Consider the following 25486-nt stretch of genomic DNA (forward strand, 5'->3'; position numbering starts at 1 on the left):
GCGTCGACGAGGTACCACTGCGCGCCGACGGTCTGCATCCAGGTGCCGATGTTGCTGCCCAGCTGCGCGAACCACAGCACCCGAAACGCCGGGATGGCCAGCGGCGCCCATGCGGATACGGGGCCGGATCTCGGCGCCTCAGGTCGAGAGGTCATCGGGTCTGCTGACATATCCGGCTGTCCTTCCGCAGAGCACATCGGGCCTGGCGCCTCGATGCAGATCGTATAGCCGGAGAACGCAGGCGGAGGCCGATCGGTCGATCTTTCGACTTTCGTCCGAAGGTCGGCACGCAGCGTTCCGATGCGCGGTCGAGCGGCCTCAGCCCTCGGCATCCGTCGCGGAGCCGAGCTCGGACGGGTGGGTGAGGCGCCACCACTCGGTGGGAGGATCGATGGTCCCCGAGATGGTCACCGGGGCAGTGACGGTGTTCGGTCCGGCGGTCCAGGTGACGGTCCCCACGGCCGTGCCGTCGCGGTAGGTGGGAGGGGTGTCGATGTCCATCGTCAGCTCGATCGGCGTGTCCGACCAGGTGAAGATCGATGCGTCCTCGCCGATGACCAGGGTGGCGGTGGACCCCCAGGGTGTCGAGATCGTTCCGATCTCCTGGCCCTCGCTCGCGACGGGCACCTGATGGAAGCCGGAGCGGATGCTCTCGAGCTCGGCGATCACGGTGGCATTCACCGACTCGCGCGATGATCCGCCGAGGACGACGCCGGTGATCGCGAGCGGATCGGCCGCGCCCACGTCGAGCGTCGCCGTGTACAGCAGGCTGTGCGTGCCCTCGCCGAGGTTGCCGGTCTTCAGTCCCGTGATACCGGCGGTGCCGAGGAGGGCGTTCGTGTTGATCAGCTGACCGGCGCCGGGGATCGAGACCGAGGGGGTCGCGACGATCCGAGCGATCGCCGGATGCGCGGCGGCGAGCTTCGCGATGGCCAGCAGATCGGCGGGCGTGCTCGTGTTGCGCGGACTGATGCCGGTGGGCTCGGTGACCGTCGTTCCGGTGAGGCCGTGGGATGCGAGCCAGGCGCGCGTCGCACTGAGGAAAGCGCTCTGCGACCCGAAGATCCGGGAGGACAGCGCGTCGGCGTAATTGCTCGCGGAGGGGATGAGCATGACGGCCAGGGCATCATGCAACGACATCGAGGTGCCGGTGGGCATCGGAGCGATGGTCGCGCCCTGCACGTAGTACTGGTCGTAGAGGTCGTGATCGGCCTTGCCGAACGTGATGGTCGGTCCGGGGTCGTCTGCGGAGGCGAGCGGTGACGCGTCGAGGATGACGAGGGCGGTGATGAGCTTGGTGATGCTCGCGATCGGGAGCGGCTCGCCCGTCCCCGTCACCGACCACGTGCCGCTCGCTCCCTCGCCCAGGTACGCGTCGGCGCCGGACACGCTGATCGCCGATGCCGCAGCCGTATGCGTGGCGACGGCAGCCGCGTCGCCGACCGGGACCTGCGGTGCGCGTGCGGTCACGGCCGGCGGATCCACCGGAGCCGTGAGCGCCCACCCGACGTACCCTCCGGTCACGGCCAGCAACAGGACCACGCAGACGGCGGTGATGATGAGTCCTCGTCGCCGGCGTCTTCTGCGCACCGCGGGGTCGACCCGATCACCGCTGAACTCCTGCTCATGCGCCATGAGCTCCGCGAAATCGGACAGCCCATCCACCGGCTGCCAGGGTGCCGTCATCGAGAGCCCCTCATCGCGTCCACCCGTCGCTCGCATTCCGCAGAAAAGGCCATCCTCTCGTATGCCGGCATCCTCCGGTATCCGCCGTTCGGGGGACAGCAACCGGTTGAAAGCCGCACGGCGATCCGATGGACTGACGGGATGCGATCGACGACTCCGATGCCGGGCAACCCCTGGCCGCACGACATGTCCATCACCGTGGAGGACAGACCACAGCTCCTGCTCGAGTTGCTCTGGATTCGAGAGGCGCACGATCTGCGTCCTGTCGGCGAGACGCTGCCGCCGAGGCTGATCGAGACGCCCGCGGCTGCGGCGAACCCGGTGGATGCCGTCACCCGCGACCGATGGTCGGCAGCCTGGTCGCGGATCTGGGAGGACGTGCTCGCTCACGCCGCCGTCGAACCCGACCGAGGGTTGCTCGATGCGGTGTTCAGCTCAGATCTGAGCTCCACGGAGCGGGAGCGCCTTCTGCGCGAGCTCGTCGGGCCGGCATGGCGAGACGAGTTCGGCGGCGATGTCTTCGACGATGAGGCATATCGGGACTGGGAGCGCCGCGGCTTCGATTCTCACGTCGAGACACGACCGACGACGCTCGCCGAGAGTCCCGAGCATCGAGACGTCGAGCCGCTCGCGGATGCCTGGCGTCGCGGCCTGCTGAAGGTCGTGACCATCCCGTGCCGCGAGTTGCACGTGCGACAGATCGGCCCTCACGCGCTGTTGGTCACCGATGAGGTGCGCAGCGACAGCGCGCAGTATCGGTCGGCTCTGGGCTCGTTCGCTCCGAAGGGGTGAGCGACCTCTCTGCGTCAGTCGGCGAACGACGAGCGGAGGTTCCGCAACCCTAGGATTGCCTCGGAGACCGGAAGCTCGCTCTCATGCGGCGTCGACGGGGCGCCGCCGCCGGATCAGGGGAGCCTCAGGATGAAGACCGCAATCGGACGTCCCCGCAGCATCTGGCTCGCACTCGGGGTCGTGGTCTTCTACGTTCTCTGCGCATGGGGGCTCGGCAACCTCCTCAGCGGGCTGGTCGGCGACGACGGCTCGTTGGCGGACTTCTCCCTCGGTCACTTCATCCCCCTGGCTGTGGGCATCGGCGGCGTTCTGCTGTTCTTGCGGTGGGCAGGCGGGGGTGCCGAGGTGTGGAGGGAGCGACCGACCCCGACCCTCACCCCTCGCCGGTGGTGGCTGATCTCGATACCCGTGCTCGCGTTCGCCGTGCCGGTGGTCGAGCTGTTCGACGTGCCTTGGGCTGAGCGCTCGCTCGGCTTCCTGGTCGTCGTGGCGCTGGGAACGCTGATGGTCGGCTTCGGTGAGGAGCTGGTGATCCGGGGCGTCTTGCTCACAGCGGTCCGCGCGCACTTCGGCGAGTTCGCCGTGTTCCTCCTCACGTGCTTCGTGTTCGCGCTCGCCCATATTCCGGGTTACCTGTTCAGCGGTCTGCCGCTCTTCATCATCGCCTTCAATGTGGCCGCCCTGATGTCAGCCGGCGCCACCTACTACTGGATCCGTCGCGTCACCGGACGCATCTGGGTCGCCATGCTCATTCACGCTCTCACCGACTGGGTCCTCTACGTCGGGTCCGACGTCGGGCTTCCGTCCGCATCGGTCCCCGCGCAGCATTCGCTTGCGGACGACTCGGGGACCGGAGCACTCGGGTACGTGGAGAGCCTGCTTCTGATCCTGCTGGCGATCAGCGTCATCAGCGTCATTCGGGAGAGCCGACGCGACAAGCGGAACGCGCTCAGCGACGACGCGGGGGCCGTAGTCAGCGACCGGATCTGACGTCGCGTCCCGCGCTCTGGCAGGCTTCTGGCATGCATGTGACGATCACTCCGGCGCCGTCTGCGACGTGGGAACGCTACCGAGACCTTCGGCTGGCCGCGCTCGCAGAGTCCCCGGAGATGTTCGGGTCGACGCTGCAGCGGGAGTCCGCGTTCGGCGACGACGTCTGGCGGAGCCGTTCGACTCATCCCGGAGCATTCATCGCGAGCATCGATGGCGAGGACGTCGGGATCGGCGGCGTCTACGACATGAGCGGCCGCTGGGTGGTCAACGGGGTCTGGGTCGCACCGGCGCACCGGGGTCAGGGAGCCGTCGACGCGCTGATGGTCGCCTGCGTGGACTATGTCTCCTCCCGCGGAGCGGACACGATCCATCTCGGTGTGATGGAGAGCAACCCCCGGGGGATCGCGGCGTACACGCGCCTGGGATTCACGCCCGATGGGGCGAGCGAGACGTTCCCCGACGGACGGATCGAGATCATGATGTCGCGGCCCGTGGCCACGGGCGGGGCCGAACATCCCGGCAAACGGTCGCTTTCGGACTGAGGCATCCGGAGTCCGAGCTAGTCGCGGTCGGCGTCGATCAGCTCGAGGAGTTTGCGCAGCTCGTCGCGGATCTCGGTGTGGTCGTATTGCCCGGCACGGCTCTCACCGGAGATGACTCCCGAGCGGCGCACCGAGCGGAGATCCCCAAAGGGGAAGGAGTACGCCTCCTTCGTCTCGGGGTTCTCGCTCTTGTCGATGCCCAGGTGCCAGTGGGAGAACTCGGTCCATCCGTGCTGCTCGATGAAGCGGTTCTCGTCGTCAGCGCTGGGCGCGGCCTCCGACCAGTCGTCGCGCTCGTCGCGGACGACCTTGCCGTCGCGGACCAGCGAGCGGGCGTGTCGGAGGGCGGGGTGATTCAGTTCGATAGCCATGCGCAGACGCTAGGACGGAGAGCGGCACCGTCGAACCCCCTTGACGCACCGGGCGGGAGCATCCTCCTCAGTCGGCGTCGGCCGAGAAGACGGGGCTGAGGAAGCGGCGCTCGTAGCGGCGGATGCACTGGGTCCTGCGCGCGAACTCGAAGGCCTCGATGCACTCGGGGTCGGTCTTCGATGCCGTGCGGTAGACCTCGTACTCGGCCAACGAGGGGAACGTGAACAGCGCGAACGCCTCATCGCTGTCGCCTTCGCTCGGCATGAAGTAGCCGTGGTGGGTCCCGCCGTGCTTCGCCACCAGACGGATCCATGCCCGGCCGTACTCGGTGAAGTCGTCGAGCTTGTCGGGGTCGATCTCGTAGCGCAGGTGAACCGTGATCATGTCCTTGATCCTGCCAGAGCCGGACCGCGTGTTCCGATCGTCACTCCGCCTGGAGGATGATCCGGAGCCCGCCCGGAATCTCGAAGGTACGCTGAGAGTATGGGTGATCAATCGCCGACGCCTGTTCGCCCGCTCTGGGCGAGCGTGGCAGACGGCTTCTACGTGGGCAGCCAGGACGGCTCCTTCCTCGGCTACGTCGACCGTCTGTCCGACGGCGTCTGGCGCGCATTCGATGCGGCCTCGCGCTCCATCGGCGACTTCGCGGACCACCATCGAGCGATGGCAGCGGTGACGGCCACCGTCGAGGTCAGCGCGCATCGGTCCGCTCACCACGGCAGGGACGGGGTGCGGAATGACTGAACAGAATCCGCTCGTCTCGCTCGTCTACTGCAGCAGCGCCACGCAGCCGTTCGGCGAACACGAGCTCGGTGAACTGCTGGCGGTGAGTCGCGCCCGCAACAGCGACCGCGACATCACCGGGATGCTGCTCTACCGCGGCGGAGAGTTCGTGCAGATCCTCGAGGGGCCCAGGTCTGACGTTGAGGCGTTGATGGAGCGGATCGGCCGCGACCCGCGCCACACGGATGTCCGCGTGCTGATCGAAGAACCGCTGCACGAACGGCGCTTCCGGGACTGGACGATGGGATATCAGTCCCTCGTCGCTCCCGAGCCTGGAACGGCCTCGGGATATCGCGACTCGTTCGACGATCTCCGCATGGGCGATCACGACATGATCGGTCGCGCGATCATGGAGTTGACGCTGTGGTTCCGAGTGCGTGAGTCGGCCAGTCGGCAGCCCATCGAGAGCGAAGCCCGGTCGCGCTAGCCGTCATCTGAGGCGCGCTAGCCGTCATCTGAGGCGGATGAGCACGCTCGCCGCGCCACCACCCGGTGTCACCCCGGCAGGGTGAGGGCGATCGCCGATGGAGAGACGATCACGTGGACCGAGCTTCCGCAGGGCGCCGAGTGCGGAGTCACGGAGACCGATCCGGCGGATGCCGACTACACCACCCTGGTCGTGACCGAGGGCGCACAGGCAGGCGACGCCGTCGCCGGAACCACAGCGGAGCTCGCACCGCTCCCGGATGTGGACTCCTCGGATCAGACGTCTGTGGCGAGCACCAACGTGTTCACCACCGGTGATCTCCGCATCACGAAGATCGTCGACGGATCGGGTGCGGACGCCGTCTCCCGGCTCTTCCCGGTGCAGGTGACATGCGTGCTCATCGATTCGTCCCACCCGGAACCCGGCCTCGTCGTCCTCGACTCGTCGTACGAGATCGGTGGACCGGACCGAGCGACGGCGCAGATCGAGGGAGTGCCCTCGGGCAGCGATTGCGTGGTCACCGAGACGGACACGGGCGGGGCGACCGAGACGAGGATCACGGTCGACGGTGAAGAGGTTCCCGGAACATCGACCACGGTCACGGTCTCCGATCAGACCATCGGCCTCGTCTTCACGAACACGTTCATCGCAACTCTTCCCTCCACGGGACTCGACGCTCGGGACGCATGGCTCGCGATCGGCGTGGGCATCGCCGTGCTCGGGGGCGGGGTTCTGCTCCTCGTCCGGGCGAGAAGGCGACGGCTACTCTGGCTGCCATGACCGACGACACAGGCCGAGCCGTCATCGCGGATCTGTGCCGCATCCCCAACCCCGACGCGATCGATCGCACCGCGTACGTCGAGCTGGGAGGTGTCGCGCAGTTCGTCTCGATCCGAGGTCGGGATGCCCGCAACCCGGTCCTCGTCGTCTGCCACGGCGGACCGGCGCTTCCCGCTCTGCCGTCGTCGTGGATCTGGCAGCGCGCTGTCGAGGACTACTTCACCGTCGTCAACTACGACCAGCGCGCCAGCGGCAGGTCTGCGGTCGGCGCGCATGACGGGATGGACCTGAGCGTCGAGCGGTACGTCGACGATCTCGTGGAGCTGATCACGTGGCTCCAGCGCGAACTGGGCGTGCGCAGGGTGGGGGTCCTCGGCCATAGCTGGGGGACGATCATCGGCATCACGGTGGCTGAGCGGCGACCCGATCTGCTCTGGGCCTACATCGGGGTCGGGCAGGTGATCTCCGGCCCCGAGAACGAGGCCGAGAGCTTCGCGTTCGCGATGCGCAGTGCGATCGCCGATCAGAACGACGACGCCGTCGCCGAACTCGAGTCGCTCGGCGAGTATCCCGGAGCGCAGCCGCTCACGCTGGAGCGCATCGTGACGTGCAGGAGGTGGGCGCAGCACTACGGCGGGCTGTCTGCCTATCGGTCGGAGTCCGCGTACTTCACGGACTCCGAAGCACTCTCGCCGTACTACACGGAGGACGAGGTGGAACTCATCAGCGTCGGGCAGCAGGTGACCATGCCGCAGGTGCTGCCCGCTCTGCTGTCGTTCGACGCGAGCGACAGGACCGCGTTCGACGTGCCGATGCTCCAGTTCCTCGGACGCCATGACTGGACGACTCCCACGCCACCCGTCGAACGGTGGATCGAACGCGTGTCCACTCCGTCGACGCACGTCGTCTGGTTCGAGAACTCCGCCCACCTCTGCATGCTCGAGGAGCCGGGGAAGTTCGTCGTGAGCCTCGTGGAGCTGGCACTGCCGCACGCGGACACCGCCTGATCCGGCGGGCGGCGCTCGCCGCGGAATGATCAGACCCCGTCATCCGTCGACGACTCTGTCTTCGCGTCGTCGACGGATTTCGATCTCCTGAGGGATGCCGCGCGAGAAGAACAGCGCCAAGAGGCTGATGACGATGAGTCCGAAGAACGCGACACGCAGCGAGGACTCTGTAGACCCAGGTACTGCCCGCTCGCCCTGTTCAGGACCGCAGCCCGATGTGCCCGTGTGCGGCCGTTCGTAGCGTCGAAGATGACGAAAGGCGCGACATGATCCGAGTTCAGTCTCTGACCAAGCACTATGGCGAGCGGGTGGCGGTGAACGGAGTCGACTTCACGGTCGAACCGGGTACGGTCACCGGATTCCTGGGGCCGAACGGGGCCGGCAAGTCCACCACCATGCGAATGATCGTGGGTCTGGACAGGCCGACGGCCGGCACGGCGGAGGTGAACGGTCGCCCCTATGCCGATCTGCCCGCGCCGCTGCGCGAGGTGGGCGTCCTGCTCGACGCCCGGTCGGCCCACAGACGCCGCACCGCCTACAAGCATCTGCTCGCAATCGCCGCCACGCACGCGATCGGTGCGGCCCGAGTGCGGGAGGTGATCGGGATCGCGGGTCTGGATGCCGTGGCCGACAGGCGAGTCGGGGGATTCTCGCTCGGCATGAACCAGCGGCTGGGCATCGCCGCCGCCCTGCTGGGGGATCCGCAGACGATCATCCTCGACGAGCCGGTGAACGGTCTCGACCCCGACGGCATCCTGTGGATCAGGGCTCTGCTGCGGCAGCTGGCGGGGGAGGGGAAGACGGTGCTGCTGTCGTCGCATCTGATGAGCGAGATGACCCAGACGGCAGACCAGGAGCTCGTCCGCTACGGCCTCCGTCTCGTGCTCGAGGCGGAGGACGACGTGCACGTGGTCGGCGAAGCGGCCGACGGCGCCTCCGCCGTCGAGGCCGCGATCGCGCTGACCCCCGACGTCATCCTGATGGATGTGCGGATGCCGGGGATCGACGGAATCCGGGCCACGCAGGACCTGGCCGCGCGTCTGCCGCGGACCAGGGTGCTGGTGCTGACCACGTACGATCTCGACGAGTTCGCCTTCGGAGCCCTGCAGGCCGGGGCCGCCGGGTTCCTGCTCAAGAACACGAGACCGGCCGAGCTCGTCGCCGCGATCCGCACGGTCGCCACCGGGGATGCGGTGGTCGCACCCCGCATCACCGCGAAGCTCATCGAGGTCGCCCTGCCGCACCTCGCGCCGCCGAACCCCGGGGCCCGTGAGGGCGCGCTCTCGGCGCTGACCGAGCGGGAACGTGACGTCTTCCTGCAGGTCGCGCGCGGCCTCACCAACAGCGAGATCGCGCAGACGCTGCATCTGAGCGAGTCGACGGTCAAGGCGCATTTCGGCCGCATCCTGGTGAAGCTCGATCTACCCAGTCGCGTCCAGGCGGTGATCCTGGCCTACGAACTCGGGATCGTGAGCCCGGGCAGCTGAGACCGCGGGCCGGTCCGGGCGTCGCATCTTGCCAGACTCGTTCCGGAGTGTCCACCACTGCCGCCGCGCGCTGTTCGTTGCCAGACTCGGCGCATGGTGTTCATCGGTTTTCATGCATCGCACGAGCAGATCCCCCCGAGCGCCCTGCTCGAGGCCGTGGTCGAGGCGGAGCGCGCAGGGTTCGACGGGGCGATGTGCTCCGACCACCTCGCACCGTGGACCACGACTCAGGGCGAGTCGGGTTTCGCCCTGAGCTGGATCGCCGCCGCGCTCGCCCGCACCCGCTTCTCGATCGGCATGGTCAATGCTCCGGGTCAGCGGTATCACCCGGTGATGATCGCGCAGGCGTTCGCGACGCTGGAGGAGATGTTCCCCGGCCGCTTCTGGGCGGCGATGGGCAGCGGCGAAGCGGTCAACGAGCACGTGACGGGCGACGGATGGCCCGACAAGAGCATCCGCAACGACCGACTGCGCGAGAGCGTCGACGTGATCCGCCGACTGATCGGGGGAGAGGAGGTGGACCACGACGGTCTGGTGCGCGTGCATCGCGCGCGGGTCTGGAGCCGACCGGCTGAACCGCCGCCGCTGTTCGCGACCGCTGTGAGCGCCGAGACGGCGGAGTGGGCGGCGTCGTGGGCGCAGGGCCTCGCGACGGTCGCGCAGGAACCGGCCGCACTGCAGCGCGTCGTCGATGCCTACCGGGGTGCAGGAGGCACGGGTCCCTGCATCCTGCAGGTGCATCTCAGCCTGGCCGAGAGCGACGATGCGGCGTTCGGAATCGCGCGCGAGCAGTGGCGGAACGGACTGCTCGCGCCTCCGGTCACCTGGGATCTCGAGCAGCCGGAGGACTTCGAGGCGGCGCTGGTCGGGATCGATGAGGAGGGGCTCCGCAAGGCCGTCCTCATCGACCACGACGCGACCGCACTGGCCGACCGCATCGCGGATCTGGTTCGGATCGGGTTCGACCGCGTCTACCTGCATCACGTCGGCTCCGAGCAGTCCCGATACCTCGACGCCGCAGCATCCGAGCTCATCCCCGCCTTGAAGGAGCGACTGTGAAGATCACCGACACGAGCGACCTCTGGTGGAAGACCGCAGTCATCTACTGCCTCGACGTCGAGACGTTCCTCGACTCGAACGGCGACGGCGTCGGCGATCTGCAGGGCCTCTCCCAGCGCATCGACTACCTCTCGCAGCTCGGCGTCACCTGCCTGTGGCTGATGCCGTTCTATCCGACGCCCGACCGCGACGACGGCTACGACGTCAGCGACTTCTACGGGATCGACTCGCGACTCGGCAACCACGGCGACTTCGTCGAGGTCATCCGCACTGCACGGGACCGCGGGATGCGGGTGATCGTCGACCTGGTCATCAACCACACCTCCGACCGGCATCCGTGGTTCGTCGCCGCGAAACGGAGCGTGGATTCGCCGTATCGCGACTACTACGTGTGGCGTGACGACGCACCTCCGAAGGGACAGAAGAACGCCGTCTTCCCCGGGCAGGCGAACGGCATCTGGGGCAAGGACGAGAAGTCGGGGCAGTGGTACCAGCACAGCTTCTACGAGCACCAGCCCGACCTGAACATCGCCAACCCTCGGGTGCGTGACGAGATCGCGAAGGTCATCGGCTTCTGGTTGCAGCTGGGCATCTCCGGCTTCCGCGTCGATGCGGTGCCCTTCCTGCTCGAGATCCCCGAGGGCTCCGGCATCCCCGAGCCCCACGATCTGCTGCGCGACATCCGCCGCTTCCTGCAGCGCCGGTCGAGCGAGGCGATCCTGCTCGGCGAGGTCAACCTGCCCTACGACCAGCAGGTGCAGTACTTCGGCGGTGAGGATGAGGACGAGCTCACCATGCAGTTCGACTTCGTCGGGATGCAGTCGCTGTACCTGTCGTTCGCCCGCAAGGACCCCGCTCCGCTGATCGAGGCGCTGCGGGCTCGACCCGTGCTCGGATCCGAGGTGCAGTGGGCGAACTTCCTGCGCAACCACGACGAGCTGACCCTCGACAAGCTCAGCGACAGCGAGCGTCAGGAGGTGTTCGACGCCTTCGCGCCCGATGAGCGCCAGCGCGTGTTCGGGCGGGGCATCACCCGCCGCCTTCCTCCGATGCTCGAGGGCGACCCTCGTCGCATCCGCATGGCCTACAGCCTGCTCTTCACCCTGCCCGGCACCCCGGTGCTGTTCTACGGCGAGGAGATCGGCATGGGGGAGAACATCGAGATCCCCGGCCGCGAAGCGGTGCGGACGCCGATGCAGTGGTCGGTCGACAAGAACGGGGGATTCTCGGATGCCGCGCCCAGCCGGCTCGTCGCTCGGCCACCGTCCGACGGGTACGCGCCGGAGCACGTGAACGTGGCCGCGCAGCTGGGTGACCGCGAGTCGATGCTGTATTTCGTGCGGGCGCTCACCTCGGCGTATCGGATCTCGCCGGAACTCGGCTGGGGAACGCTCGAGATCATCGACCAGCCGGCCGCCTCGCTCCTCGCGCACTCGCTCGCCGCGGACGTGGGCAGGATGATCGCCCTCCACAACTTCGCCGAGGTGCCGGTCACCACGTCGTTCCGGGTGGAGGACGAGCCTGAGGGCACGAGGCTCGTCGATCTGCTCGATCCCGCCCAGATCGCGCTGGGGCCGGACGGCGAGGTCGAACTGGAGGTGCCGGCATACGGCTACCGCTGGCTCCGGGTCTCGCGACCGGGCGACGGACGCGTGACCTGAGGCTCAGTCGACGTCGCCTCGAGCCCCGTCGGCGTCGAGCACGGCGGCGGGGAGTTCGCGCACCAGCTCGCGGGCGAGGTAGCCGAGACCCCTGCGCTCGGCGAGTCGGTCTCCTGCGCGGGCGTGCGCCCATGCTCCCCAGACGGCGGCGCGTTCCGGGGCGAGTCCTCGGGCGGCGAAGCCGGTGATGGCGCCCGCGACGACGTCGCCCGATCCGGCCGTGCCGAGGCCGGGGCCGCCGTCGTCGAGTCGCCATGCGGTGCCCGAGGGTGAGACCACGGCGGAGTAGCAGTGGATCACGGCGTCGAGCTCCTGAGCGAGTCCCGGCAGCTCCGAGAAGAGGTCGTCGACGGGGCGGCCCAGCAGGAGCTCGGCCTCGTCGAGATTGGCGTTGACGATCAGGGACGCCGGAAGATCCGAGCGCGGCACGTCGCGCAGTGCACCGACGGCGAAGGCGTCGACCACGAGGCAGGAGATGTCGTGGCCCGCCAGCCGCCGCAGCCACCCGAGGGCATCGTCGGGGTCGTCCAGCCCGGGCCCGACCAGCACCGCATCCGCTCCTTCGCAGGCGCTGCGCAGGTCGTCGGTCATCGGTTCGCCCGGATCGGGCGATTCGTAGACCCCGGCCTCGGGGAACGCGATCCGCACGACATCCGCGACCGAGGCGTCGGTCGTGACCGCGACCTTGCCCGCTCCGACGCGCAGCATGGCCTCTCCGCCCAGCACGACCGCGCCGGCCGAGAGAGGCGAGCCGCCGATGATCATGGCCGTGCCGCGGGACTTCTTCGAGTCGCCGGGGTCGGGCAGACCCCACTCCTGCAGCAGCTGCGGCGTCACCCGCGTCGGCTCATCCCGGGCCGACATCGGGGCTTCCCGGGTGCACGGTGATGTCGGCGCCCAGCTGTGCGAGGTGGCGCACGTCGGAGAAGTCCTCGAGCTGCCACTGCCGGCCGTCCAGGCGCAGCCGCGTCACCGAGGCGTTGAGCACCGGGTTCGTCGAGGCGAACTGCATGAGGCGCGTCTCGTCCATTCCGGTCAGCAGTGCGACCAGCAGCATCACGACGGCGTCATGCGCGACGACGAGACCGACGCGGGCGTCGTCGGCCAGTGCATCTCGCAGGAACGACCGCAGGCGCAGGGACACATCGGCCCACGACTCTCCTCCGGGCGGCCGGTGGTAGTACTTGCCCAGTCGCGCCCGACGGTCGGCCTCTTCGGGATGCCGGGCGGCGACGCCCCACCGGGTCAGCAGATCGAGGATGCCGAGCTCTCTGTCGCGCAGCCGTTCGTCGGTGAGCACCCGCTCGACGCCGGCGACGCCCTCCACGCCCTCCATGCTGAGCGCGAACGTCTGCTGGGCCCGCACGTACGGCGACAACCAGGCGATCTGGGGCGTGACAGGGCCGCCGTGCAACGCGGCCGCCAGCGCTCGCGCCTGCTCGGCGCCGGTGGTCGACAACGCCACATCGGCGTCTCGGGTCGCGAGGTCGATCACCTCGGCGCGGGCGGTCTCCGCGGCTGTCGCGGCGACGTTGCCGACACTCTCTCCGTGCCTGACGAGCCACAGCTCCTGCACGTCACATCTCCCAGTCTTCGAACGGGAGATCCCATGAGGCGTGGTCCGGCTCGATGTGTCCGGTCGTATCGACGTGCGCGGCCTTCTCGACCGAGATCACCACGCGCGTCGTGGGGCGGATGAGCACGCTGATGCTGCGGTCGTCGCCCGACAGGGTGATGAAGGTCGGCGCTGCGGATGCGGCGGCCTCGATCTCGTCCATCACCTGCCTCAGAGGGCGATCGTCACGCAGCACGAAATTCCGGCCGTCGATCTCGATGTTCGTGCTCATTGTGCGCTCCTCCCTCTCGTGTGGCCGACGCTATGCGATCGAAGCGAGTGTGCCGAGGGCCTTGCGTCAGAGGCCGACGAGGGTTAACCGAACTCTCTACGATGAGATCATGCAGATGCTCGACACCCTCGCGCTCGTCGGCGAGGTGCTGTCGTGGGTCGGCCTCGGGCTCGGTCTGCCGATGCTGCTGATCGGCGTCCTCATCCGGACGATCGAGGGGCCGTGGCTGCCCGCAGAGATCGCCGTCATCGAGCGCGACGGGGCGTTGCTCGCCCGCTGGTTCGCCGGCGGAGACTTCCATGAGCGACCGCTGAGCCGGCAGGAATCGGCGACCGCGGAGGCCGGCTGGGCCGACGGAGTGGTCAGCGCGAACAACCCCTCCCACGCGCGGGTGGGGGAGCCGCCGCATGCACGCCGCGTCGTCCTCACCCTCGGGATCGTGTTCGCCGGCGTCGGGTTCGTGGGTCTCGTGGTGTCGCTGCTCCCGCTGCTCTGGTCGTAGCTCGTAGGGTGACGGTCATGGAGGACTCCGCCGACATCCCCGCATCCACCCCGATGGACGACTGGTTCGACGCGCTGAGTCGTCCGACCGGTTCTCCCGGGGGAGGCGCCGCGTCGGGAGTGATGCTCGCGATCGCCGCCTCGCTGATGAGCATGGTGGGCGGGTACTCCGATGACGACCCTCGAGCATCGGAGCGCCTCGATCCGCTCACCGGGCGACGCGTCGAGGCGCTGCGGGCGGTCGAGGCGGACGGCGTCGTCTCGGCACGCTTCGGAGCTGCCCTCGCACTGCCCAGCGACGACCAGTCCCGCGACGAGCGCGTCCGCGAGGCGGCCGTCGAGGCGGCCGAGTCCGCGGCCCAGGTCGGTGGCATCGGCGTGCGGATGCTGCGCGACGTGCGGGTGCTCGTCGAGGCGGGCAACCCTCACATCGCCGTTGATCTCGCCGTCGCCGCAGAGGCCCTGGGCGCCGGATTGTCGGGGGCGTCGCTGAACATCCGGGCGAACCTGCAGATCGCACGCCGTCACGGATCGTCCGACACCGCGCTCGCCGGCCTCGACGCGGAGATCGAACGGTTGGCGGATGCGCGACGCGAGGTCGCGCAGATCATCGAGGAGCTGTCCTCTCGACTCGACTGAGAACATTTCGCCGCGGTTGACAAGAAAACTGAGTGCGCTCATAATAGAGTTCAGTCGTTATTCTGCGACGGATTCCGGAGATCACCCATGAGAGCTTTCGTCCTCTCGAAGTACGACACCGCCGTGCACGCGGCCGACGTGCCCGAGCCCTCCGTGGGCGAGCGCGACGTGCTCGTCCGCGTGCAGGCGGCGGGTGTCAACCAGCTGGATGAGAAGATCCGCGCCGGCGAGTTCAGAGCGATCCGGCCGTACCGTCTGCCGATCGTCCTCGGGCATGACGTCGCGGGCACGGTCATCCGCGTCGGCGCCGGCGTGAGCCGTTTCGCGATCGGCGACGAGGTCTACGCGCGTCCGCGCGATCGTCGCATCGGGACCTTCGCCGAGCGGATCACGATCGACGAGAGCGACGTGGCGCTGAAGCCCGCGTCGATCACGATGGACGAGGCGGGGTCGCTGCCGCTCGTCGCGCTGACGGCCTGGCAGGCCCTGGTCGAGATCGGCGAGGTGCGGCGGGGCGACAAGGTGCTGATCCATGCGGGAGCCGGTGGCGTCGGATCGATCGCGATCCAGCTCGCGAAGCACCTGGGCGCGGAGGTGGCGACGACCGCGAGCGGCGCGAACGCCGACTTCGTGAGGATGCTCGGCGCCGACCATGTCGTCGACTACCGGTCTGAGGACTTCGAGGAGGTCCTCAGTGGATACGACGTCGTGCTCGACAGCCTCGGCGGCGAGAACCTCGAGAAGTCGCTGCGCATCCTGCGGCCGGGAGGCAGGGCGGTCGGGATCTCGGGTCCGCCCACACCCGAGTTCGCCCGCGCAGCCGGCCTCAATCCACTGCTCCGACTGGCCATGGCCGTGCTCAGCCGCAAGGTCCGGGCCCAGGCGAAGCGCCTGGGCGTCGCCTACACGTTCCTCTTCATGCGGGCGAGCGGCGAACAGCTGCGCCAGATCGCAGAACTCGTCGACGCGGGAGCCATCCGCCCGATCGTCGGTCGCGTGCTCCCGTTCGAGGAGGCCGCCGACGGCATCGCGTCGCTGACCCGGGGCGGAATCCGCGGCAAGGTCGTGATCAGGGGAGCCTGAGTCCTGATCGCTGCAGAGCATCCGGACGCACGAAGGCCCCGGGAGCGATCCGATCGCTCCCGGGGCCTTCGCCGTGTGGACTACTGCTCCGAGGTGCGCGCCAGCTGCGGGTAGAGCGCCTCGAGCGGGGCGCTCAGGGCGGCCCTGACCTGCACCGAGGTGTCGTCGGCGAGCACCTCGTACTCGCCCGCCTCCGTGGCATCCAGCACTGTGGTCACGAGCACGGCCGGGTCGAGCTTCGGGTCGGTGACGTTCGCCGCCATGGCCGTGTCGACGTATCCGACGTGCACCCCGACGACGTGCACTCCGGCCGGGGCGAGCTCGAGGCGCAGCGAGTTCGTCGCCGACCACAGCGCCGCCTTGGTCGCGCTGTAGATGCCGGCGACGGCGTACCAGCTCAAGGCCGAGTGGATGTCGATGAGCGCCGACTGCGGCTGGGCCGAGAGGATCGGCGCGAAGGCGCGAGCGAGGAACAGCGGGCCGAGGAAGTTGGTCTCGACGTTCGCGCGGATCTCCTCGTCGCTGTGCGAGAGGATGCCGGGGCTCGAGGGCGAAGCGCCGGCGTTGTTGATGAGCACGGTGACGTCGGGTGCGGCCGCGACGGCTGCGGCGATCGATGCCGGATCGGTGACGTCGAGGGCGAGCGGCACGATGCGCTCGTCATCCCACTCGCGGGGCGTGCGTGCGGAGGCGTAGACCTTCGAGGCGCCGCGCGCGAGGGCTTCGCGGACGAAGTGCGTGCCGATCCCTCCGTTCGCGCCGGTGACGAGGACTACTGCTCCAGAGAGAGAAGGCATGAGGGCGGGCTTTCTGTGGGAGGGATCGAACGGATGCCGTCACGGCTTCACCGTGGATCGATGAGGCGCTCGTGGGAGAATGGGCGAACCGAGCCCACGCCCTGGTGACTATGATCAGAACTGAGCGTGATCATTATTTATTCCGAAGGACGTCATGACTGTCGACTCCCGCCCTCTCGGTCGACGTGAGCGCAACAAGCTCGACAAGCTCGAGCGCATCACGACCGCTGCCGGCGAGCTCTTCGCCGAACGAGGGGTGGACGACGTCACGACGCAGGAGATCGCCGATCGCGCCGACATCGGCACGGGAACGCTCTTCCTCTACGCCAAGACCAAGGGAGAGCTGCTGCTGCTCGTGCAGAACTCGATGTACGCCGAGGCGCTCGAGCGCGGACGCGCCGCCGCCGCCGACGCGGACGGTGTTCTCGAGGGTGTGCTGGCGGTGATCCGGCCGGTCATCGAATGCAACCGCACCCAGATCGACAACGGCCGCACCTACCTGCGTGAGATCGTGTTCGGCGACCCCGAAGAACCGCATCACGGTGAGGCGCTCGCCCTCACCGGGCAGACCGAGCAGCTGGTCGCCGACGTCATGGCCCGTGATACGCGGGTCTCGGCCGACGAGGCCGCGGCGCTCGCCCGCATCGTCTCGGCCGTCATGTTCCTGACCATGTCCGCCACGATCAACATCGCTCACTCGGTCGAGCAGATCGTCGACGAGGTCGCCGCGCAGATCAGAGTGATCCTGCCGGCCTGACCGGACGTCAGTGCACGAACGCCTTCAGCACGACGAAGGCCACCCCGAACAACGCCGTGCTCAGCGCCCCGAGGATGCGGACGGGGATGGAGCTGCCCCGACGGAGGAAGGCCACATAGCCGAGGAAGGCCAGGATGACGGTTCCCGACCACAGGGCGACGTCGTTCGCGGCATCGTCGGGAATGACCCGCGTCGTGCCGGCGACGAGGATGAGCGCGGGGATCCCGGCCGAGCTCAGCATCCCGAGTGAATGGCGCACCGAGCGGCCGATGGCCGTGCGCACGCCCATCTGCTCGGGATCGTCTCGGCCGAGCCGGGCGACGGCGCTCGCGTAGACATGCGCCGCCCAGAAGACGATGACGGTCACTCCGACCGACAGGAGCACCGCGGCAGACGTCTCTCCGTGTGCGGACGAGACGGCGATCAGTCCGCTCACGAGGATCGTTCCGTAGACCGCCGCTTCGGTGCCGAATCCCGGACGCAGGGTGCGGTGCGCGCGAAGCAGCGGGTGCTCATCGGGGGAAGACGCCGTCATGCTGCCGAGCGTAGTGCGGATTCCCCGGCATCCGAACCTCCCGTCGAGCGGTTCAGCGACGGGATGCGCTCGCGCGATCGACGCGGCGGAAGCCGTCGCCGTGAGGTTCCACGGCACCGCCCTCGATGAAGCTGTCTATCCAGCCGCGCATCGGCCACTCGCCCCATCGCGCGGCGAACAGAGCGCCGTTGCGCAGGATGTCGTCGAGGTGGCGCCAGGGCGGAGAGCCTGCCGGATGCCACTGGTGGTAGGCATGCGCGCCGCCGACCCAGCGCAGACCGATGCCACGCGCCCGTGCGCGTCGACCCAGGTCGGTGTCTTCGGCGCCGTAGCCCTCGTACACCTCGTCGAATCCGCCGAGACGCGTCCAGGTCTCGGGGGTCACCGCGAACGAGAGCGACCAGAACAGGTCGAACTCGTCATCGGTCGCCGCGACGACGGCGTCGCCCGCGGGCAGCGGGCGAGCGGGGTGCGGACGGGTCAGGATGCCGAGATCGTGCGGTGTCGACGGGCGCTGCACACTGTGGAGATAGGTCACCGGGCCGCAGAGGAGGTCCTGCGGGTGCGTTCGCGCGGCACCGATATATCGCTCGACGAGTCCCGGTCCCGGCAGGCAGTCGACATCGAGGAACACCAGCAGGTCGACGTCCTGAGCGAGCGCGAGCGAGGCCGCCGCGTTCCGCGCCGCGCCGACGCGCATGCCGTGGTCGCCCGGCGGCACATGCACGAACCGGGCTGCGGGCGGTGACGGCGGCGCATCCGCATCGAGCCACGCCTCGATGCGGATGATCTCGACGCCGGGTGTGCTCACCTCGTCGAGGAACCGCCGCTGACGCTGCAGATGGTCGAGACGGTTGATCGAAGCCGGCGTGATGACGGCGACGCGGACGCTCATCGCGCCACCTCCTCGATCGCGCTCGCGGCGCGGGCCGCAGCCCCGTGCACCTGCCACGCGTGCCAGCGGGGAGCGGTCTCGGCCGCTCGGCGGATGCCGTCCACGACCTGGGAGGGCTCCGCATCGACCGGAAGACTCTGGGCGAAGCCCTGTGCGGCGAGCACGCGGGCCATGTCCTCCTGCTCGCCGAAGGGCCTCTCCTGGGCGATCACGACGGCGCGGGCATCGGCGGCGGCGAGGTCGGCGATGCTGTTCTGGCCCGCCGCGCTCACCACGACCGTGGCGCGGCACAGCAGGGGCCAGACGTCGTCGACCCGATCGTCGTCGTTCGCGCCGGCGCTCTCGACGTCCCACCCGTCCGCTCTGAGCAGCTCGACGGTCTCCGAGAGCCCGTCACGGTCGAGAGCGCGGCCGAGGAACAGCACGCGACGGGGGTGCTCATCGCCGGTGTCGACGCGGGCTCGGCCGTCATAGCGAGACACGCCGCCGACCGCTCGCACGCGCTCGCGGCCGACGAGCGCCGTCGCCTCGATCGTTCCCTGCGGCCAGGGCGTCAGGATGAGGTCGGCGAGGTCGTATCCGAGCCGGTGCGGGGCGTCGGTGCGCTCGCCCGGTTGAGCGAAGACGATCGTCGGCACGCCCATCAGGCGGGCGAGCATCGTGATCTCGACGCTGACGTCGACGACGAAGGCCGCGGTCGGGTGGACGGCCACCCAGTCGGCGATCACCGAGAGGCGAGCCTGATGCCCGGGATGCCCGAGGGGTGCCCAGTGCAGGCTGCCGTTCGCGGTGACATCGCCGAGCTCGTGCGCCTCTCGGCGCACTCCGTCGGCCCCGACGACCGGGTCGGAGTCGGAGGGCAGCTGAACCCATGTCGTCCGCGGTGCCAGGGACTCGGGCTCAGGCAGGCTCGAGAACACCGTGACCTCGTCGGCGAGGTGCGGGCGGATCGCCTGCATCCGCGTCAGGTGGCCCCACCCGTGATGGTGCACGTACCAGGCGATCATGCTCCGACCGCCTCCACGAACTCGTGGGCGGGCATCGCGCTCTGAGCGGCGACGGTGAGGACCCGTTCGATCTCGCGATGCCGATGGTCGAGCGAATGCCGCGCGGAGGCGGCGTCGCGCACATCCCGTCGGCGCAGTCCGCTGCGCGACTGCGCGACCAGGTTCGTCGCGGCGCGCGCGAGCGCCTCGGTGTCGGCGGACGGCACCACGGCGGTGCCGGGGATTCCGGCGAGCACCTCACTGGTGCCTCCCGAGTCGAACGCGGCGACGGGCGTGCCGGTCATGAGCGCCTCGGCCATCACCAGCCCGAAGGGCTCCGACCACACCGGTGTCACGAGGGCGACCGATGAGGCCCCGACGAGCGCGGCGAGCTCGGGCTGTCGCAGCGCGCCGACGTAGTCGATGCCCCGGCCGAGACGTGGGCGCACCTCGCGGTCGAAATAGGCGGCGTCGCCGACGCGGCCCGCGAGCTTCAGGCGTGCGCCGGCGCGTCGAGCGGCATCGATGGCGAGATGGGGTGCCTTCTCGGGCACGATCCGGCCGAACCACACCCAGTCCCCTCCGCCCGATCCCAGACTCCACTGTGCGGTGTCGACGCCGTTGGTGAAGACGAACGCCTCGACGCCCTCGGCCGACCACGCGCGCGCCGTGTACTGGCTGACCGCGAGGAACCTGTGCGGCGACGAGCCGTCGAGAGCATTCGACGCGATCACCATGTCGGCGAGGGGAGGGGTGTGCAGCGTCGTGACGACCGGAACCCCGATCTCACGGCTCCACAGGATCGGATCGCCGTGGAGGCTGTGGTTGTCGACGACATCGACGCGGGTCTCCGGCGCGTCGAGCCGATCCCGCACTCGGGCGAAGGCGTCGGTCATGAGACGGCGGTGCCCCTCGGGGAAGTCGGTGTCGGACGCATCCCGCGCCCGGTGCCACCGCGGACTCGGCAGGTGCAGGTCGGTGTCGGCGTCGAGGAAGTCCGATCCCTCCGCCGCGCACAGCTCCACATGGTGGCCGCGGCTGCGCAGCCAGCGCACGCGGTTCCAGACCACGGCCTCCAGCCCGCCCGCGTGCGGTTGGCGAAGAGGATGACGTTCGGGCGCCACGACCAGCACCCGCAGCTGCTCGCGACCGATCATGCGCGGACCCCCTCGGTGACGCGCGCACATGCCTCGGCGTACAGCCGCGCATGGGCGGTGCGCACCGCCTGCCGCTCGGCCAGCCTCTCGGACCTGCGCGTGTCCATCGGCGGCCGGGGCGGCGCGTCCGACGCGCGCGACACGGCCGCTGCCAGCGTCCGCGCGTCGTCGAGCTCGATGACGAAGAAGTCGTCGGGATGCTGCGAGCCGATGTGCCCCACCTCGGTCCCGGCCACGGGGACCCCCAGGTCGTGGCAGAGCTCGACCCATCCCGAGTGGGTTCCGTGCAGGTACGGCAGGACGAAGAGGTCGAGGCCGCCGATCCACGCGGCGATGTCCGCGTCGCTCAGCCGCGGGGTGCGCCGCACGTGCACGGACGGGTGGTCGGCCGCGGCGGCGACCACGCGGGCTGCCGCCTCGTCATCCCGCGTGCGCTCGTTCAGCAGGATCTCGAAGTCGACGGCGCGACCCGCCTCGGCGAGCTGTCCGGCCGCGTCGACAGCCGTGCGGACCGCACGCTCCGCGTCGATGTTGGGACGCAGGTCGCGCAGGTGGATGCCGACCCGCACGGTCGCGTCGCCCGAGCGCACGATCACCGGCGCATCGTCGAGCAGAGTGGGGTGCGCCAGCACCTCGCTGCTCCGGTGCCACCGTCGTTCGATCTCGTCCGCCGCGGTCGCGGTGAGCGTGACCAGGCGATCGGCCGACGGGATGATCACATCGAGCAGCTCTCGGTACGGCGCCTGCTCGACCAGCTGCGGGTTCTCGAGGTCGTGCACGGTGTACAAGACCGGGCGGCCGAGCCGGTGCGCGGTCTCGAGCGCCTCGCGCAGCTCGTCGGGCGAGAAGGATTCGAGGCCGAAGTGCACGTGCAGCACATCGAACTCATCTGCGTGCGACACCAGCCACTGCGGGGTGAGAGCCACCGGAGGCCACCAGACGCCCGCAGCTGCGCCGGGAACGGGCGGATCGGGGAGGACCTTCACTCGATCCGTGTCGGCGATGGCGCGCACGTAGGGATGGGTGGCCGGGATCGAGGCGACGCGGATGAGGGCGGGTTCGGTGACGATGTGGTTCTCCGTGGGCGGGCAGAGCATCGACGTGCGGGGTCGCGATGACGGGGGTGACCGCACAGCAAAGGGGGCGCACGACTGATGCGATCGAAGGGGGTACGTTCGAATCATGAGCCACGATCCCGAACCGCGCACGGGCGTTGCGCCGACCGGCTCCGTGGTGCTAGCGCGTCAGAAGCACTACTCGGAGTTCTACGGGCTCACCCCGCTTCCCGAACGATTCGGCGTCGTCCTCGGCAACTGCCAGGCCGAGTCGCTGCGCGTGGTGATGGATGCGCCGGAGCACCGATTCGTGCGCGTCCCCGCCGTGCACGAGATGACCGCCGTCGACGCCGCGCGCCTGCACGAGATCGCCGGCCTCGCCGACGTCGTCGTGAGCCAGCCGATCCGCGACGACTATCGCGATCTGCCGCTGGGGACACGGCAGATCGCCGCAGTGACCGATGCCCGGGTCATGACCGTGCCCCCGGTGCGCTTCGCCGGACTGCATCCCTTCCAATCCGCCTTCCGGGTTCCCGGCGTCGAGGGAGATCCGCCCGTCGTGGCGTACCACGACGTGCGCACTCTCGCCGCCGCCGCGGGCATCCCCGTCGTCGCCGCGCTCGCGCCCGCTGAGGTGCGGGCCGTGGGACAGACGTCGATCGACACGCTGCGCCTGCGCGAGCAGAGCGCCGACGTGGCGGTCTCCGACCTCTTCGACTCCGTCACGGCCGATCACATGCGCACGGTCAATCATCCGGGCGATGCGGTGTGGATGCCGTTGGGTGCCCGCATGCTCGAGATGCTCGGCCATACGGGCGGCCCGACCGACCCCGGGCGCCCGCTGCTGAACTCGGTGCGCGCGCCGTTGGAGCCGGAGGTCGTCGACGCGTGGGGGCTGGCGGACGAGCCGCGCGCGCACTGGATCGTCGACGGCGTTGCGGTCGACGACGCCGAGGTGCGTGCCGCTCACCGCGAGTGGTACGTCACGCACCCGGAGTTCGTCGACGCCGCCGTGACCCGTCTCGCGCCCCTTCTCGACGTCTGGCGAGCACGATGAGCGTCACCCCGCTGCTGCTCGTCCACCCTGGGACGCACGGCGTCGCCATGTACGGACGGCAGATGGCCGATGCGGTCCGCGTCGCGGACCCGTCGATCCGCACCGTGGAACCGCACGGCCTGGATGCGGACGACGACCGCGCCCCGTTGCACGTGCACTTCACCGACCGGCTCTGGGGGCGCTCTCCCGAGGAGGCGGCGCAGGCGTTCGGAGACCTCGCCGCCGGGTGCGCGATCAGCGTCACCCTGCACGATGTGCCGCAGGCGTCGGACGGCGAGCGCAACCTGCCACGGCGGCGGGCCGCGTACGCGGCGGTGGCGGCGGCGGCGCGTGGAGTGGCGGTGAACAGCGACCACGAGCGTGCGCTGCTGCGCGAGGAGCGGGTGTGGACGGGCCCGGCGGTGAGCATCCCGCTGCCCGTCGAGCTGCGGCCCGAGGTGCCGCGGACGCCGGCTGACGCGTCGATCGGAGTGCTCGGCTACTTCTACCCGGGCAAGGGACACGACGAGGCGGCCCGCGCAGCCGCGTCCGCGGGCATCACGAGGATGACGGTTCTCGGCCGGGCGTCCGACGGCCACGCCGCGGAGCTCGAGGAGTTCGTCCGTCGCGCGGGCGCCCTCGGGGTCGAGGTCGACGTGACGGGCTGGCTCGACGACGAGGAGATCGCCCGGCGGGGACGCGCGGTGTCGGTGCCGGTGATCGCCCATCGCCATGTGTCGGCGTCGGGGTCCCTCGCATCGTGGATCGGCTGGGGGCGCCGTCCCGTCGCCGTGCGCAATCGCTACATGGACGAGATGGCGGCGCTGCGTCCGGGAACCGTGCAGACCGTCGACGGATCAGAGCTCGCCACCGCGGTGCGGGCGGCGTTCGAACGACCCGAGACGACCTGGCACGGACTCACTCGGCTGCCGATGTCGTGGCCGGACGCGGCGGAGGCCTACGTGCGCTGGTGGGGCGGGCTGGCGTGGTGACACGGCGCCCGTGGGTCGTCGGCAACAGGTGGGACTCGCTCGACGGGGTCCGGCCGCAGACGCTGCCGAAAGTGTCGGTGATCGTCGCCCACTACGAGCAGCCCGGGGAGCTCGCCCGCACGCTGTCGGCGCTGTCGACGCAGGACTATCCGCGCGAACTCCTCGAGATCGTCGTCGCCGACGACGGCTCCGCCGGGGATGTCCTCGTGCCGCCGGGGGTCACCCTCGTGCGGCAGGACGACCGGGGCTTCCGCCTCGCCGCTGCACGCAATCTCGGCGCACGAGCGAGCACCGGGGACGTGCTCTGCTTCCTGGATGCCGACACCGCCCCGGAACCCGGGTACGTGCGGGCGCTCACCCGTCTTCCGGCGCTGCTTCCCGAGGCGGTCACGGTCGGACGGCGTCGCCACGCCGACTTCTCGGGCATCGATGCGGAGACTCCCGTGACCGGGGCGGTGATCGGCCGGGAGCTCCCGGAGCCGGCCTGGCTCGCCGAGGAGTACGCACGCAGCCGTGACCTGCTCGACGCCGACGACCGCTCGTACCGGTTCGTCATCGGCGCGGTGATCGCCTGCTCGCGTCGCCTGTTCGAGGAGACCGGCGGCTTCGACGAGTCGTTTTCGACCTACGGCGGGGAGGACTGGGAGTGGGCGCATCGGATGTGGCAGGCCGGCGCCGTGCTGGCGCACGTGCCGACGGCCGTGGCCTGGCACGACGGGCCCGAGTGGGCCGAGCGCACGGATTCCGGGCTCGAGCGCGCGAACGCCCAGACCATGACACTCGTCTCGTCGATCCCGGTCGACGGCTCGGCTCCGCGGGGACTGCTGTCGGCGGTCCCGGATCTCGTCGTCCGGCTGCGCGGCACGCACACCCGGGAGGCGCTGTTCATCGCGGTGGACTCGATCCTCACCGCGTTCCCGCGGTCGCGCGTGATGCTCGATGCGACGTCCGGACTCGACATCGACGACCCGCGCATCGTGATCGACGGCGACGAGCCCGAGGCCAGGGTGCTCTGGGAGCTCGACCGCCCGGTCGTGGTCCTCGAGTCGGCAGGGATCGCCGAGCTCGTCGCGGGCCTCGGTGCGGGTGACGTCGGCACCGTCGATCTCGTCGACTCCGCCGGCTCGCCCGCCGGTGTGCTGCACTCGCGACGAGCGCTGCGGCGAGCCGCGCGATGGGGCACGGCAGAGGGATTCGAGACCCTGACCGTCCGTGCGGAAGGCGTGCATCTGCTGCGCTCGAACCCGCACGTGGAGGCATGGGTCGGAGGGTGGGGCGGTCCCGATCGGTTCCGCTGAGCGTACAGTTCTCATCATGGGGAAATTGGAGTACAACAGCTCGCGGCCCGCGATCGAGATCGAGGACGCCACTCTGGCGCACGTGAAGATCGTGATCGGCACGAAGCTGCGCCGCAATGAGAGCTTCATGATGACCTGGCTCTCGAAGCCCGAGGCATCGTCCGGCCGCATGACCATCTGGGTGCACCCCAGCATCCCGTTGGTGCTCGAGTTCGATGACCCGACGATGCCCGCGATCGACCCCAAACGGGTCGCCCACATGATGGATCAGCTGAACTCGCGCGGCGAATTGGTGCTCGACCAGCTCTGACGTCGAGCG

At 69.5% G+C, this 25486-nt stretch carries 31 protein-coding genes and 1 pseudogene; 19 read left to right on the forward strand and 13 right to left on the reverse strand.

The genetic code is table 11. The annotated features are described in order from the left end of the window. Window positions 1-332: MFS transporter (locus tag AB0P11_RS07265; RefSeq protein WP_363520877.1), on the reverse strand; the 332-nt coding region annotated here is incomplete at its 3' end. Beyond that, window positions 319-1686 (reverse strand): D-alanyl-D-alanine carboxypeptidase, encoded by a 1368-nt coding sequence (locus AB0P11_RS07270; protein ID WP_363520880.1) that lies wholly within the window; start codon window positions 1684-1686, stop codon window positions 319-321. The genes AB0P11_RS07265 and AB0P11_RS07270, both read right to left, overlap by 14 nt. Before the next feature lie 141 nt (window positions 1687-1827). Between AB0P11_RS07270 and AB0P11_RS07275 the strand changes: the two genes are divergently transcribed. The 3 genes from AB0P11_RS07275 (at window position 1828) to AB0P11_RS07285 (ending at window position 4013) form a co-directional block, all read left to right on the forward strand. Continuing rightward, window positions 1828-2478: a hypothetical protein gene (locus AB0P11_RS07275; protein WP_363520883.1), complete on the forward strand. Its 651-nt coding sequence runs from the start codon at window positions 1828-1830 to the stop codon at window positions 2476-2478. Window positions 2479-2607: 129 nt separating this feature from the next. After that, window positions 2608-3468: a type II CAAX endopeptidase family protein gene (locus AB0P11_RS07280; protein ID WP_363520886.1), complete on the forward strand. Its 861-nt coding sequence runs from the start codon at window positions 2608-2610 to the stop codon at window positions 3466-3468. Between the two features lie 32 nt (window positions 3469-3500). Continuing rightward, complete coding sequence (locus tag AB0P11_RS07285) at window positions 3501-4013, forward strand: GNAT family N-acetyltransferase (RefSeq protein WP_056279504.1); 513 nt, start codon at window positions 3501-3503, stop codon at window positions 4011-4013. A gap of 17 nt (window positions 4014-4030) precedes the next feature. On the opposite strand, the gene AB0P11_RS07290 is transcribed toward AB0P11_RS07285, so the two are convergent. Next, window positions 4031-4384: a hypothetical protein gene (locus tag AB0P11_RS07290; RefSeq protein WP_072591808.1), complete on the reverse strand. Its 354-nt coding sequence runs from the start codon at window positions 4382-4384 to the stop codon at window positions 4031-4033. Between the two features lie 67 nt (window positions 4385-4451). Continuing rightward, window positions 4452-4769: an NIPSNAP family protein gene (locus tag AB0P11_RS07295; protein WP_053097674.1), complete on the reverse strand. Its 318-nt coding sequence runs from the start codon at window positions 4767-4769 to the stop codon at window positions 4452-4454. Window positions 4770-4868: 99 nt separating this feature from the next. Between AB0P11_RS07295 and AB0P11_RS07300 the strand changes: the two genes are divergently transcribed. From AB0P11_RS07300 to AB0P11_RS07335, 8 genes and pseudogenes are all read left to right on the forward strand, one after another. After that, window positions 4869-5129: a hypothetical protein gene (locus AB0P11_RS07300; RefSeq protein WP_056279511.1), complete on the forward strand. Its 261-nt coding sequence runs from the start codon at window positions 4869-4871 to the stop codon at window positions 5127-5129. Then, entirely contained in the window at window positions 5122-5595 is a 474-nt protein-coding gene (locus AB0P11_RS07305; protein WP_230100436.1) for a BLUF domain-containing protein, read from the forward strand. Before AB0P11_RS07300 ends, AB0P11_RS07305 begins: the two co-directional genes overlap by 8 nt. 81 nt (window positions 5596-5676) lie before the next feature. Further along, window positions 5677-6375, forward strand: a complete 699-nt coding sequence (locus AB0P11_RS07310) for a DUF5979 domain-containing protein (protein WP_363520892.1) — start codon at window positions 5677-5679, stop codon at window positions 6373-6375. Next, window positions 6372-7382, forward strand: coding sequence for an alpha/beta hydrolase (locus AB0P11_RS07315; RefSeq protein WP_363520895.1), 1011 nt, complete (start codon window positions 6372-6374; stop codon window positions 7380-7382). The genes AB0P11_RS07310 and AB0P11_RS07315 overlap by 4 nt, the downstream gene beginning before the upstream one ends. Window positions 7383-7648: 266 nt before the next feature. Continuing rightward, window positions 7649-8542 (forward strand): annotated as a pseudogene (locus AB0P11_RS07320) (ATP-binding cassette domain-containing protein); the annotation flags it as partial. A gap of 33 nt (window positions 8543-8575) precedes the next feature. Beyond that, on the forward strand, window positions 8576-8869 hold the full coding sequence (locus tag AB0P11_RS07325) for a LuxR C-terminal-related transcriptional regulator (RefSeq protein ID WP_363521764.1): 294 nt from the start codon (window positions 8576-8578) through the stop codon (window positions 8867-8869). Between the two features lie 93 nt (window positions 8870-8962). After that, complete coding sequence (locus AB0P11_RS07330) at window positions 8963-9928, forward strand: TIGR03885 family FMN-dependent LLM class oxidoreductase (protein ID WP_363520898.1); 966 nt, start codon at window positions 8963-8965, stop codon at window positions 9926-9928. Continuing rightward, on the forward strand, window positions 9925-11589 hold the full coding sequence (locus AB0P11_RS07335; protein WP_363520901.1) for an alpha-amylase family protein: 1665 nt from the start codon (window positions 9925-9927) through the stop codon (window positions 11587-11589). Before AB0P11_RS07330 ends, AB0P11_RS07335 begins: the two co-directional genes overlap by 4 nt. Before the next feature lie 3 nt (window positions 11590-11592). On the opposite strand, the gene AB0P11_RS07340 is transcribed toward AB0P11_RS07335, so the two are convergent. Genes AB0P11_RS07340 through AB0P11_RS07350 form a run of 3 tightly spaced genes read right to left on the reverse strand, consistent with a single transcriptional unit; the run spans window position 11593 to window position 13436 of the window. Further along, window positions 11593-12453 carry an ADP/ATP-dependent (S)-NAD(P)H-hydrate dehydratase gene (locus AB0P11_RS07340; protein WP_363520904.1) on the reverse strand — a complete coding sequence of 287 codons (861 nt, stop codon included), beginning with the start codon at window positions 12451-12453 and terminating at the stop codon, window positions 11593-11595. Continuing rightward, entirely contained in the window at window positions 12437-13165 is a 729-nt protein-coding gene (locus AB0P11_RS07345) for a histidine phosphatase family protein (RefSeq protein ID WP_363520907.1), read from the reverse strand. Before AB0P11_RS07345 ends, AB0P11_RS07340 begins: the two co-directional genes overlap by 17 nt. A gap of 1 nt (window position 13166) precedes the next feature. Continuing rightward, complete coding sequence (locus AB0P11_RS07350; protein WP_056279522.1) at window positions 13167-13436, reverse strand: hypothetical protein; 270 nt, start codon at window positions 13434-13436, stop codon at window positions 13167-13169. Between the two features lie 109 nt (window positions 13437-13545). Here AB0P11_RS07350 and AB0P11_RS07355 point away from each other — a divergent pair, with 109 nt between their 5' ends. The 3 genes from AB0P11_RS07355 to AB0P11_RS07365 all read left to right on the forward strand — a co-directional run bounded on the left by AB0P11_RS07355 (window position 13546) and on the right by AB0P11_RS07365 (window position 15659). After that, window positions 13546-13938 carry a hypothetical protein gene (locus AB0P11_RS07355; RefSeq protein WP_053097656.1) on the forward strand — a complete coding sequence of 131 codons (393 nt, stop codon included), beginning with the start codon at window positions 13546-13548 and terminating at the stop codon, window positions 13936-13938. A gap of 17 nt (window positions 13939-13955) precedes the next feature. Then, window positions 13956-14576: a cyclodeaminase/cyclohydrolase family protein gene (locus AB0P11_RS07360; protein WP_363520910.1), complete on the forward strand. Its 621-nt coding sequence runs from the start codon at window positions 13956-13958 to the stop codon at window positions 14574-14576. Between the two features lie 87 nt (window positions 14577-14663). After that, window positions 14664-15659 (forward strand): NADP-dependent oxidoreductase, encoded by a 996-nt coding sequence (locus AB0P11_RS07365; protein WP_363520913.1) that lies wholly within the window; start codon window positions 14664-14666, stop codon window positions 15657-15659. Window positions 15660-15739: 80 nt separating this feature from the next. Here the strand turns inward: AB0P11_RS07365 and AB0P11_RS07370 are convergent, their stop codons facing one another. Next, on the reverse strand, window positions 15740-16456 hold the full coding sequence (locus AB0P11_RS07370; protein ID WP_363520916.1) for an SDR family oxidoreductase: 717 nt from the start codon (window positions 16454-16456) through the stop codon (window positions 15740-15742). A gap of 154 nt (window positions 16457-16610) precedes the next feature. Here AB0P11_RS07370 and AB0P11_RS07375 point away from each other — a divergent pair, with 154 nt between their 5' ends. Beyond that, window positions 16611-17213 carry a helix-turn-helix domain-containing protein gene (locus AB0P11_RS07375; protein ID WP_363520919.1) on the forward strand — a complete coding sequence of 201 codons (603 nt, stop codon included), beginning with the start codon at window positions 16611-16613 and terminating at the stop codon, window positions 17211-17213. Between the two features lie 7 nt (window positions 17214-17220). On the opposite strand, the gene AB0P11_RS07380 is transcribed toward AB0P11_RS07375, so the two are convergent. From AB0P11_RS07380 to AB0P11_RS07400, 5 genes are read right to left on the reverse strand one after another with little or no spacing between them, the layout of a single operon-like run. Continuing rightward, window positions 17221-17748, reverse strand: a complete 528-nt coding sequence (locus AB0P11_RS07380; RefSeq protein ID WP_363520922.1) for a hypothetical protein — start codon at window positions 17746-17748, stop codon at window positions 17221-17223. Window positions 17749-17800: 52 nt separating this feature from the next. Further along, window positions 17801-18643: a galactosyltransferase-related protein gene (locus tag AB0P11_RS07385; protein ID WP_363520925.1), complete on the reverse strand. Its 843-nt coding sequence runs from the start codon at window positions 18641-18643 to the stop codon at window positions 17801-17803. Beyond that, window positions 18640-19650, reverse strand: a complete 1011-nt coding sequence (locus AB0P11_RS07390) for a glycosyltransferase (RefSeq protein WP_053097650.1) — start codon at window positions 19648-19650, stop codon at window positions 18640-18642. Before AB0P11_RS07390 ends, AB0P11_RS07385 begins: the two co-directional genes overlap by 4 nt. Beyond that, window positions 19647-20786 (reverse strand): glycosyltransferase, encoded by a 1140-nt coding sequence (locus tag AB0P11_RS07395; protein WP_072591771.1) that lies wholly within the window; start codon window positions 20784-20786, stop codon window positions 19647-19649. Before AB0P11_RS07395 ends, AB0P11_RS07390 begins: the two co-directional genes overlap by 4 nt. Then, window positions 20783-21883, reverse strand: a complete 1101-nt coding sequence (locus AB0P11_RS07400; RefSeq protein ID WP_363520929.1) for a hypothetical protein — start codon at window positions 21881-21883, stop codon at window positions 20783-20785. The genes AB0P11_RS07395 and AB0P11_RS07400 overlap by 4 nt, the downstream gene beginning before the upstream one ends. An 85-nt stretch (window positions 21884-21968) precedes the next feature. On the opposite strand from AB0P11_RS07400, the gene AB0P11_RS07405 reads away from it, so the two are divergent. Genes AB0P11_RS07405 through AB0P11_RS07420 form a run of 4 tightly spaced genes read left to right on the forward strand, consistent with a single transcriptional unit; the run spans window position 21969 to window position 25477 of the window. Further along, window positions 21969-22898, forward strand: coding sequence for a WcbI family polysaccharide biosynthesis putative acetyltransferase (locus AB0P11_RS07405; RefSeq protein WP_363520933.1), 930 nt, complete (start codon window positions 21969-21971; stop codon window positions 22896-22898). Further along, window positions 22895-23869: a hypothetical protein gene (locus AB0P11_RS07410; protein ID WP_363520936.1), complete on the forward strand. Its 975-nt coding sequence runs from the start codon at window positions 22895-22897 to the stop codon at window positions 23867-23869. Before AB0P11_RS07405 ends, AB0P11_RS07410 begins: the two co-directional genes overlap by 4 nt. After that, a complete protein-coding gene (locus tag AB0P11_RS07415) occupies window positions 23863-25167 on the forward strand; it encodes a glycosyltransferase family 2 protein (RefSeq protein ID WP_363520939.1) in 1305 nt (434 codons plus the stop codon). The genes AB0P11_RS07410 and AB0P11_RS07415 overlap by 7 nt, the downstream gene beginning before the upstream one ends. A gap of 16 nt (window positions 25168-25183) precedes the next feature. Next, entirely contained in the window at window positions 25184-25477 is a 294-nt protein-coding gene (locus AB0P11_RS07420) for a hypothetical protein (RefSeq protein WP_053097644.1), read from the forward strand. The last annotated feature ends 9 nt before the right edge of the window (window positions 25478-25486 follow it).

Source organism: Microbacterium sp. NPDC079176 (assembly GCF_040686675.1).
Classification (GTDB): Bacteria; Actinomycetota; Actinomycetes; order Actinomycetales; family Microbacteriaceae; genus Microbacterium.

Bases quoted from the DNA above. Each gene is read 5' to 3' on its own strand.
- AB0P11_RS07270 (WP_363520880.1), bottom strand. From the start codon at position 1,686: ATGACGGCACCCTGGCAGCCGGTGGATGGGCTGTCCGATTTCGCGGAG.
- AB0P11_RS07275 (WP_363520883.1), top strand. From the start codon at position 1,828: ATGCGATCGACGACTCCGATGCCGGGCAACCCCTGGCCGCACGACATG.
- AB0P11_RS07280 (WP_363520886.1), top strand. From the start codon at position 2,608: ATGAAGACCGCAATCGGACGTCCCCGCAGCATCTGGCTCGCACTCGGG.
- AB0P11_RS07285 (WP_056279504.1), top strand. From the start codon at position 3,501: ATGCATGTGACGATCACTCCGGCGCCGTCTGCGACGTGGGAACGCTAC.
- AB0P11_RS07290 (WP_072591808.1), bottom strand. From the start codon at position 4,384: ATGGCTATCGAACTGAATCACCCCGCCCTCCGACACGCCCGCTCGCTG.
- AB0P11_RS07295 (WP_053097674.1), bottom strand. From the start codon at position 4,769: ATGATCACGGTTCACCTGCGCTACGAGATCGACCCCGACAAGCTCGAC.
- AB0P11_RS07300 (WP_056279511.1), top strand. From the start codon at position 4,869: ATGGGTGATCAATCGCCGACGCCTGTTCGCCCGCTCTGGGCGAGCGTG.
- AB0P11_RS07305 (WP_230100436.1), top strand. From the start codon at position 5,122: ATGACTGAACAGAATCCGCTCGTCTCGCTCGTCTACTGCAGCAGCGCC.
- AB0P11_RS07315 (WP_363520895.1), top strand. From the start codon at position 6,372: ATGACCGACGACACAGGCCGAGCCGTCATCGCGGATCTGTGCCGCATC.
- AB0P11_RS07330 (WP_363520898.1), top strand. From the start codon at position 8,963: ATGGTGTTCATCGGTTTTCATGCATCGCACGAGCAGATCCCCCCGAGC.
- AB0P11_RS07340 (WP_363520904.1), bottom strand. From the start codon at position 12,453: ATGTCGGCCCGGGATGAGCCGACGCGGGTGACGCCGCAGCTGCTGCAG.
- AB0P11_RS07350 (WP_056279522.1), bottom strand. From the start codon at position 13,436: ATGAGCACGAACATCGAGATCGACGGCCGGAATTTCGTGCTGCGTGAC.
- AB0P11_RS07355 (WP_053097656.1), top strand. From the start codon at position 13,546: ATGCAGATGCTCGACACCCTCGCGCTCGTCGGCGAGGTGCTGTCGTGG.
- AB0P11_RS07360 (WP_363520910.1), top strand. From the start codon at position 13,956: ATGGAGGACTCCGCCGACATCCCCGCATCCACCCCGATGGACGACTGG.
- AB0P11_RS07365 (WP_363520913.1), top strand. From the start codon at position 14,664: ATGAGAGCTTTCGTCCTCTCGAAGTACGACACCGCCGTGCACGCGGCC.
- AB0P11_RS07370 (WP_363520916.1), bottom strand. From the start codon at position 16,456: ATGCCTTCTCTCTCTGGAGCAGTAGTCCTCGTCACCGGCGCGAACGGA.
- AB0P11_RS07375 (WP_363520919.1), top strand. From the start codon at position 16,611: ATGACTGTCGACTCCCGCCCTCTCGGTCGACGTGAGCGCAACAAGCTC.
- AB0P11_RS07380 (WP_363520922.1), bottom strand. From the start codon at position 17,748: ATGACGGCGTCTTCCCCCGATGAGCACCCGCTGCTTCGCGCGCACCGC.
- AB0P11_RS07385 (WP_363520925.1), bottom strand. From the start codon at position 18,643: ATGAGCGTCCGCGTCGCCGTCATCACGCCGGCTTCGATCAACCGTCTC.
- AB0P11_RS07390 (WP_053097650.1), bottom strand. From the start codon at position 19,650: ATGATCGCCTGGTACGTGCACCATCACGGGTGGGGCCACCTGACGCGG.
- AB0P11_RS07395 (WP_072591771.1), bottom strand. From the start codon at position 20,786: ATGATCGGTCGCGAGCAGCTGCGGGTGCTGGTCGTGGCGCCCGAACGT.
- AB0P11_RS07400 (WP_363520929.1), bottom strand. From the start codon at position 21,883: ATGCTCTGCCCGCCCACGGAGAACCACATCGTCACCGAACCCGCCCTC.
- AB0P11_RS07405 (WP_363520933.1), top strand. From the start codon at position 21,969: ATGAGCCACGATCCCGAACCGCGCACGGGCGTTGCGCCGACCGGCTCC.
- AB0P11_RS07410 (WP_363520936.1), top strand. From the start codon at position 22,895: ATGAGCGTCACCCCGCTGCTGCTCGTCCACCCTGGGACGCACGGCGTC.
- AB0P11_RS07420 (WP_053097644.1), top strand. From the start codon at position 25,184: ATGGGGAAATTGGAGTACAACAGCTCGCGGCCCGCGATCGAGATCGAG.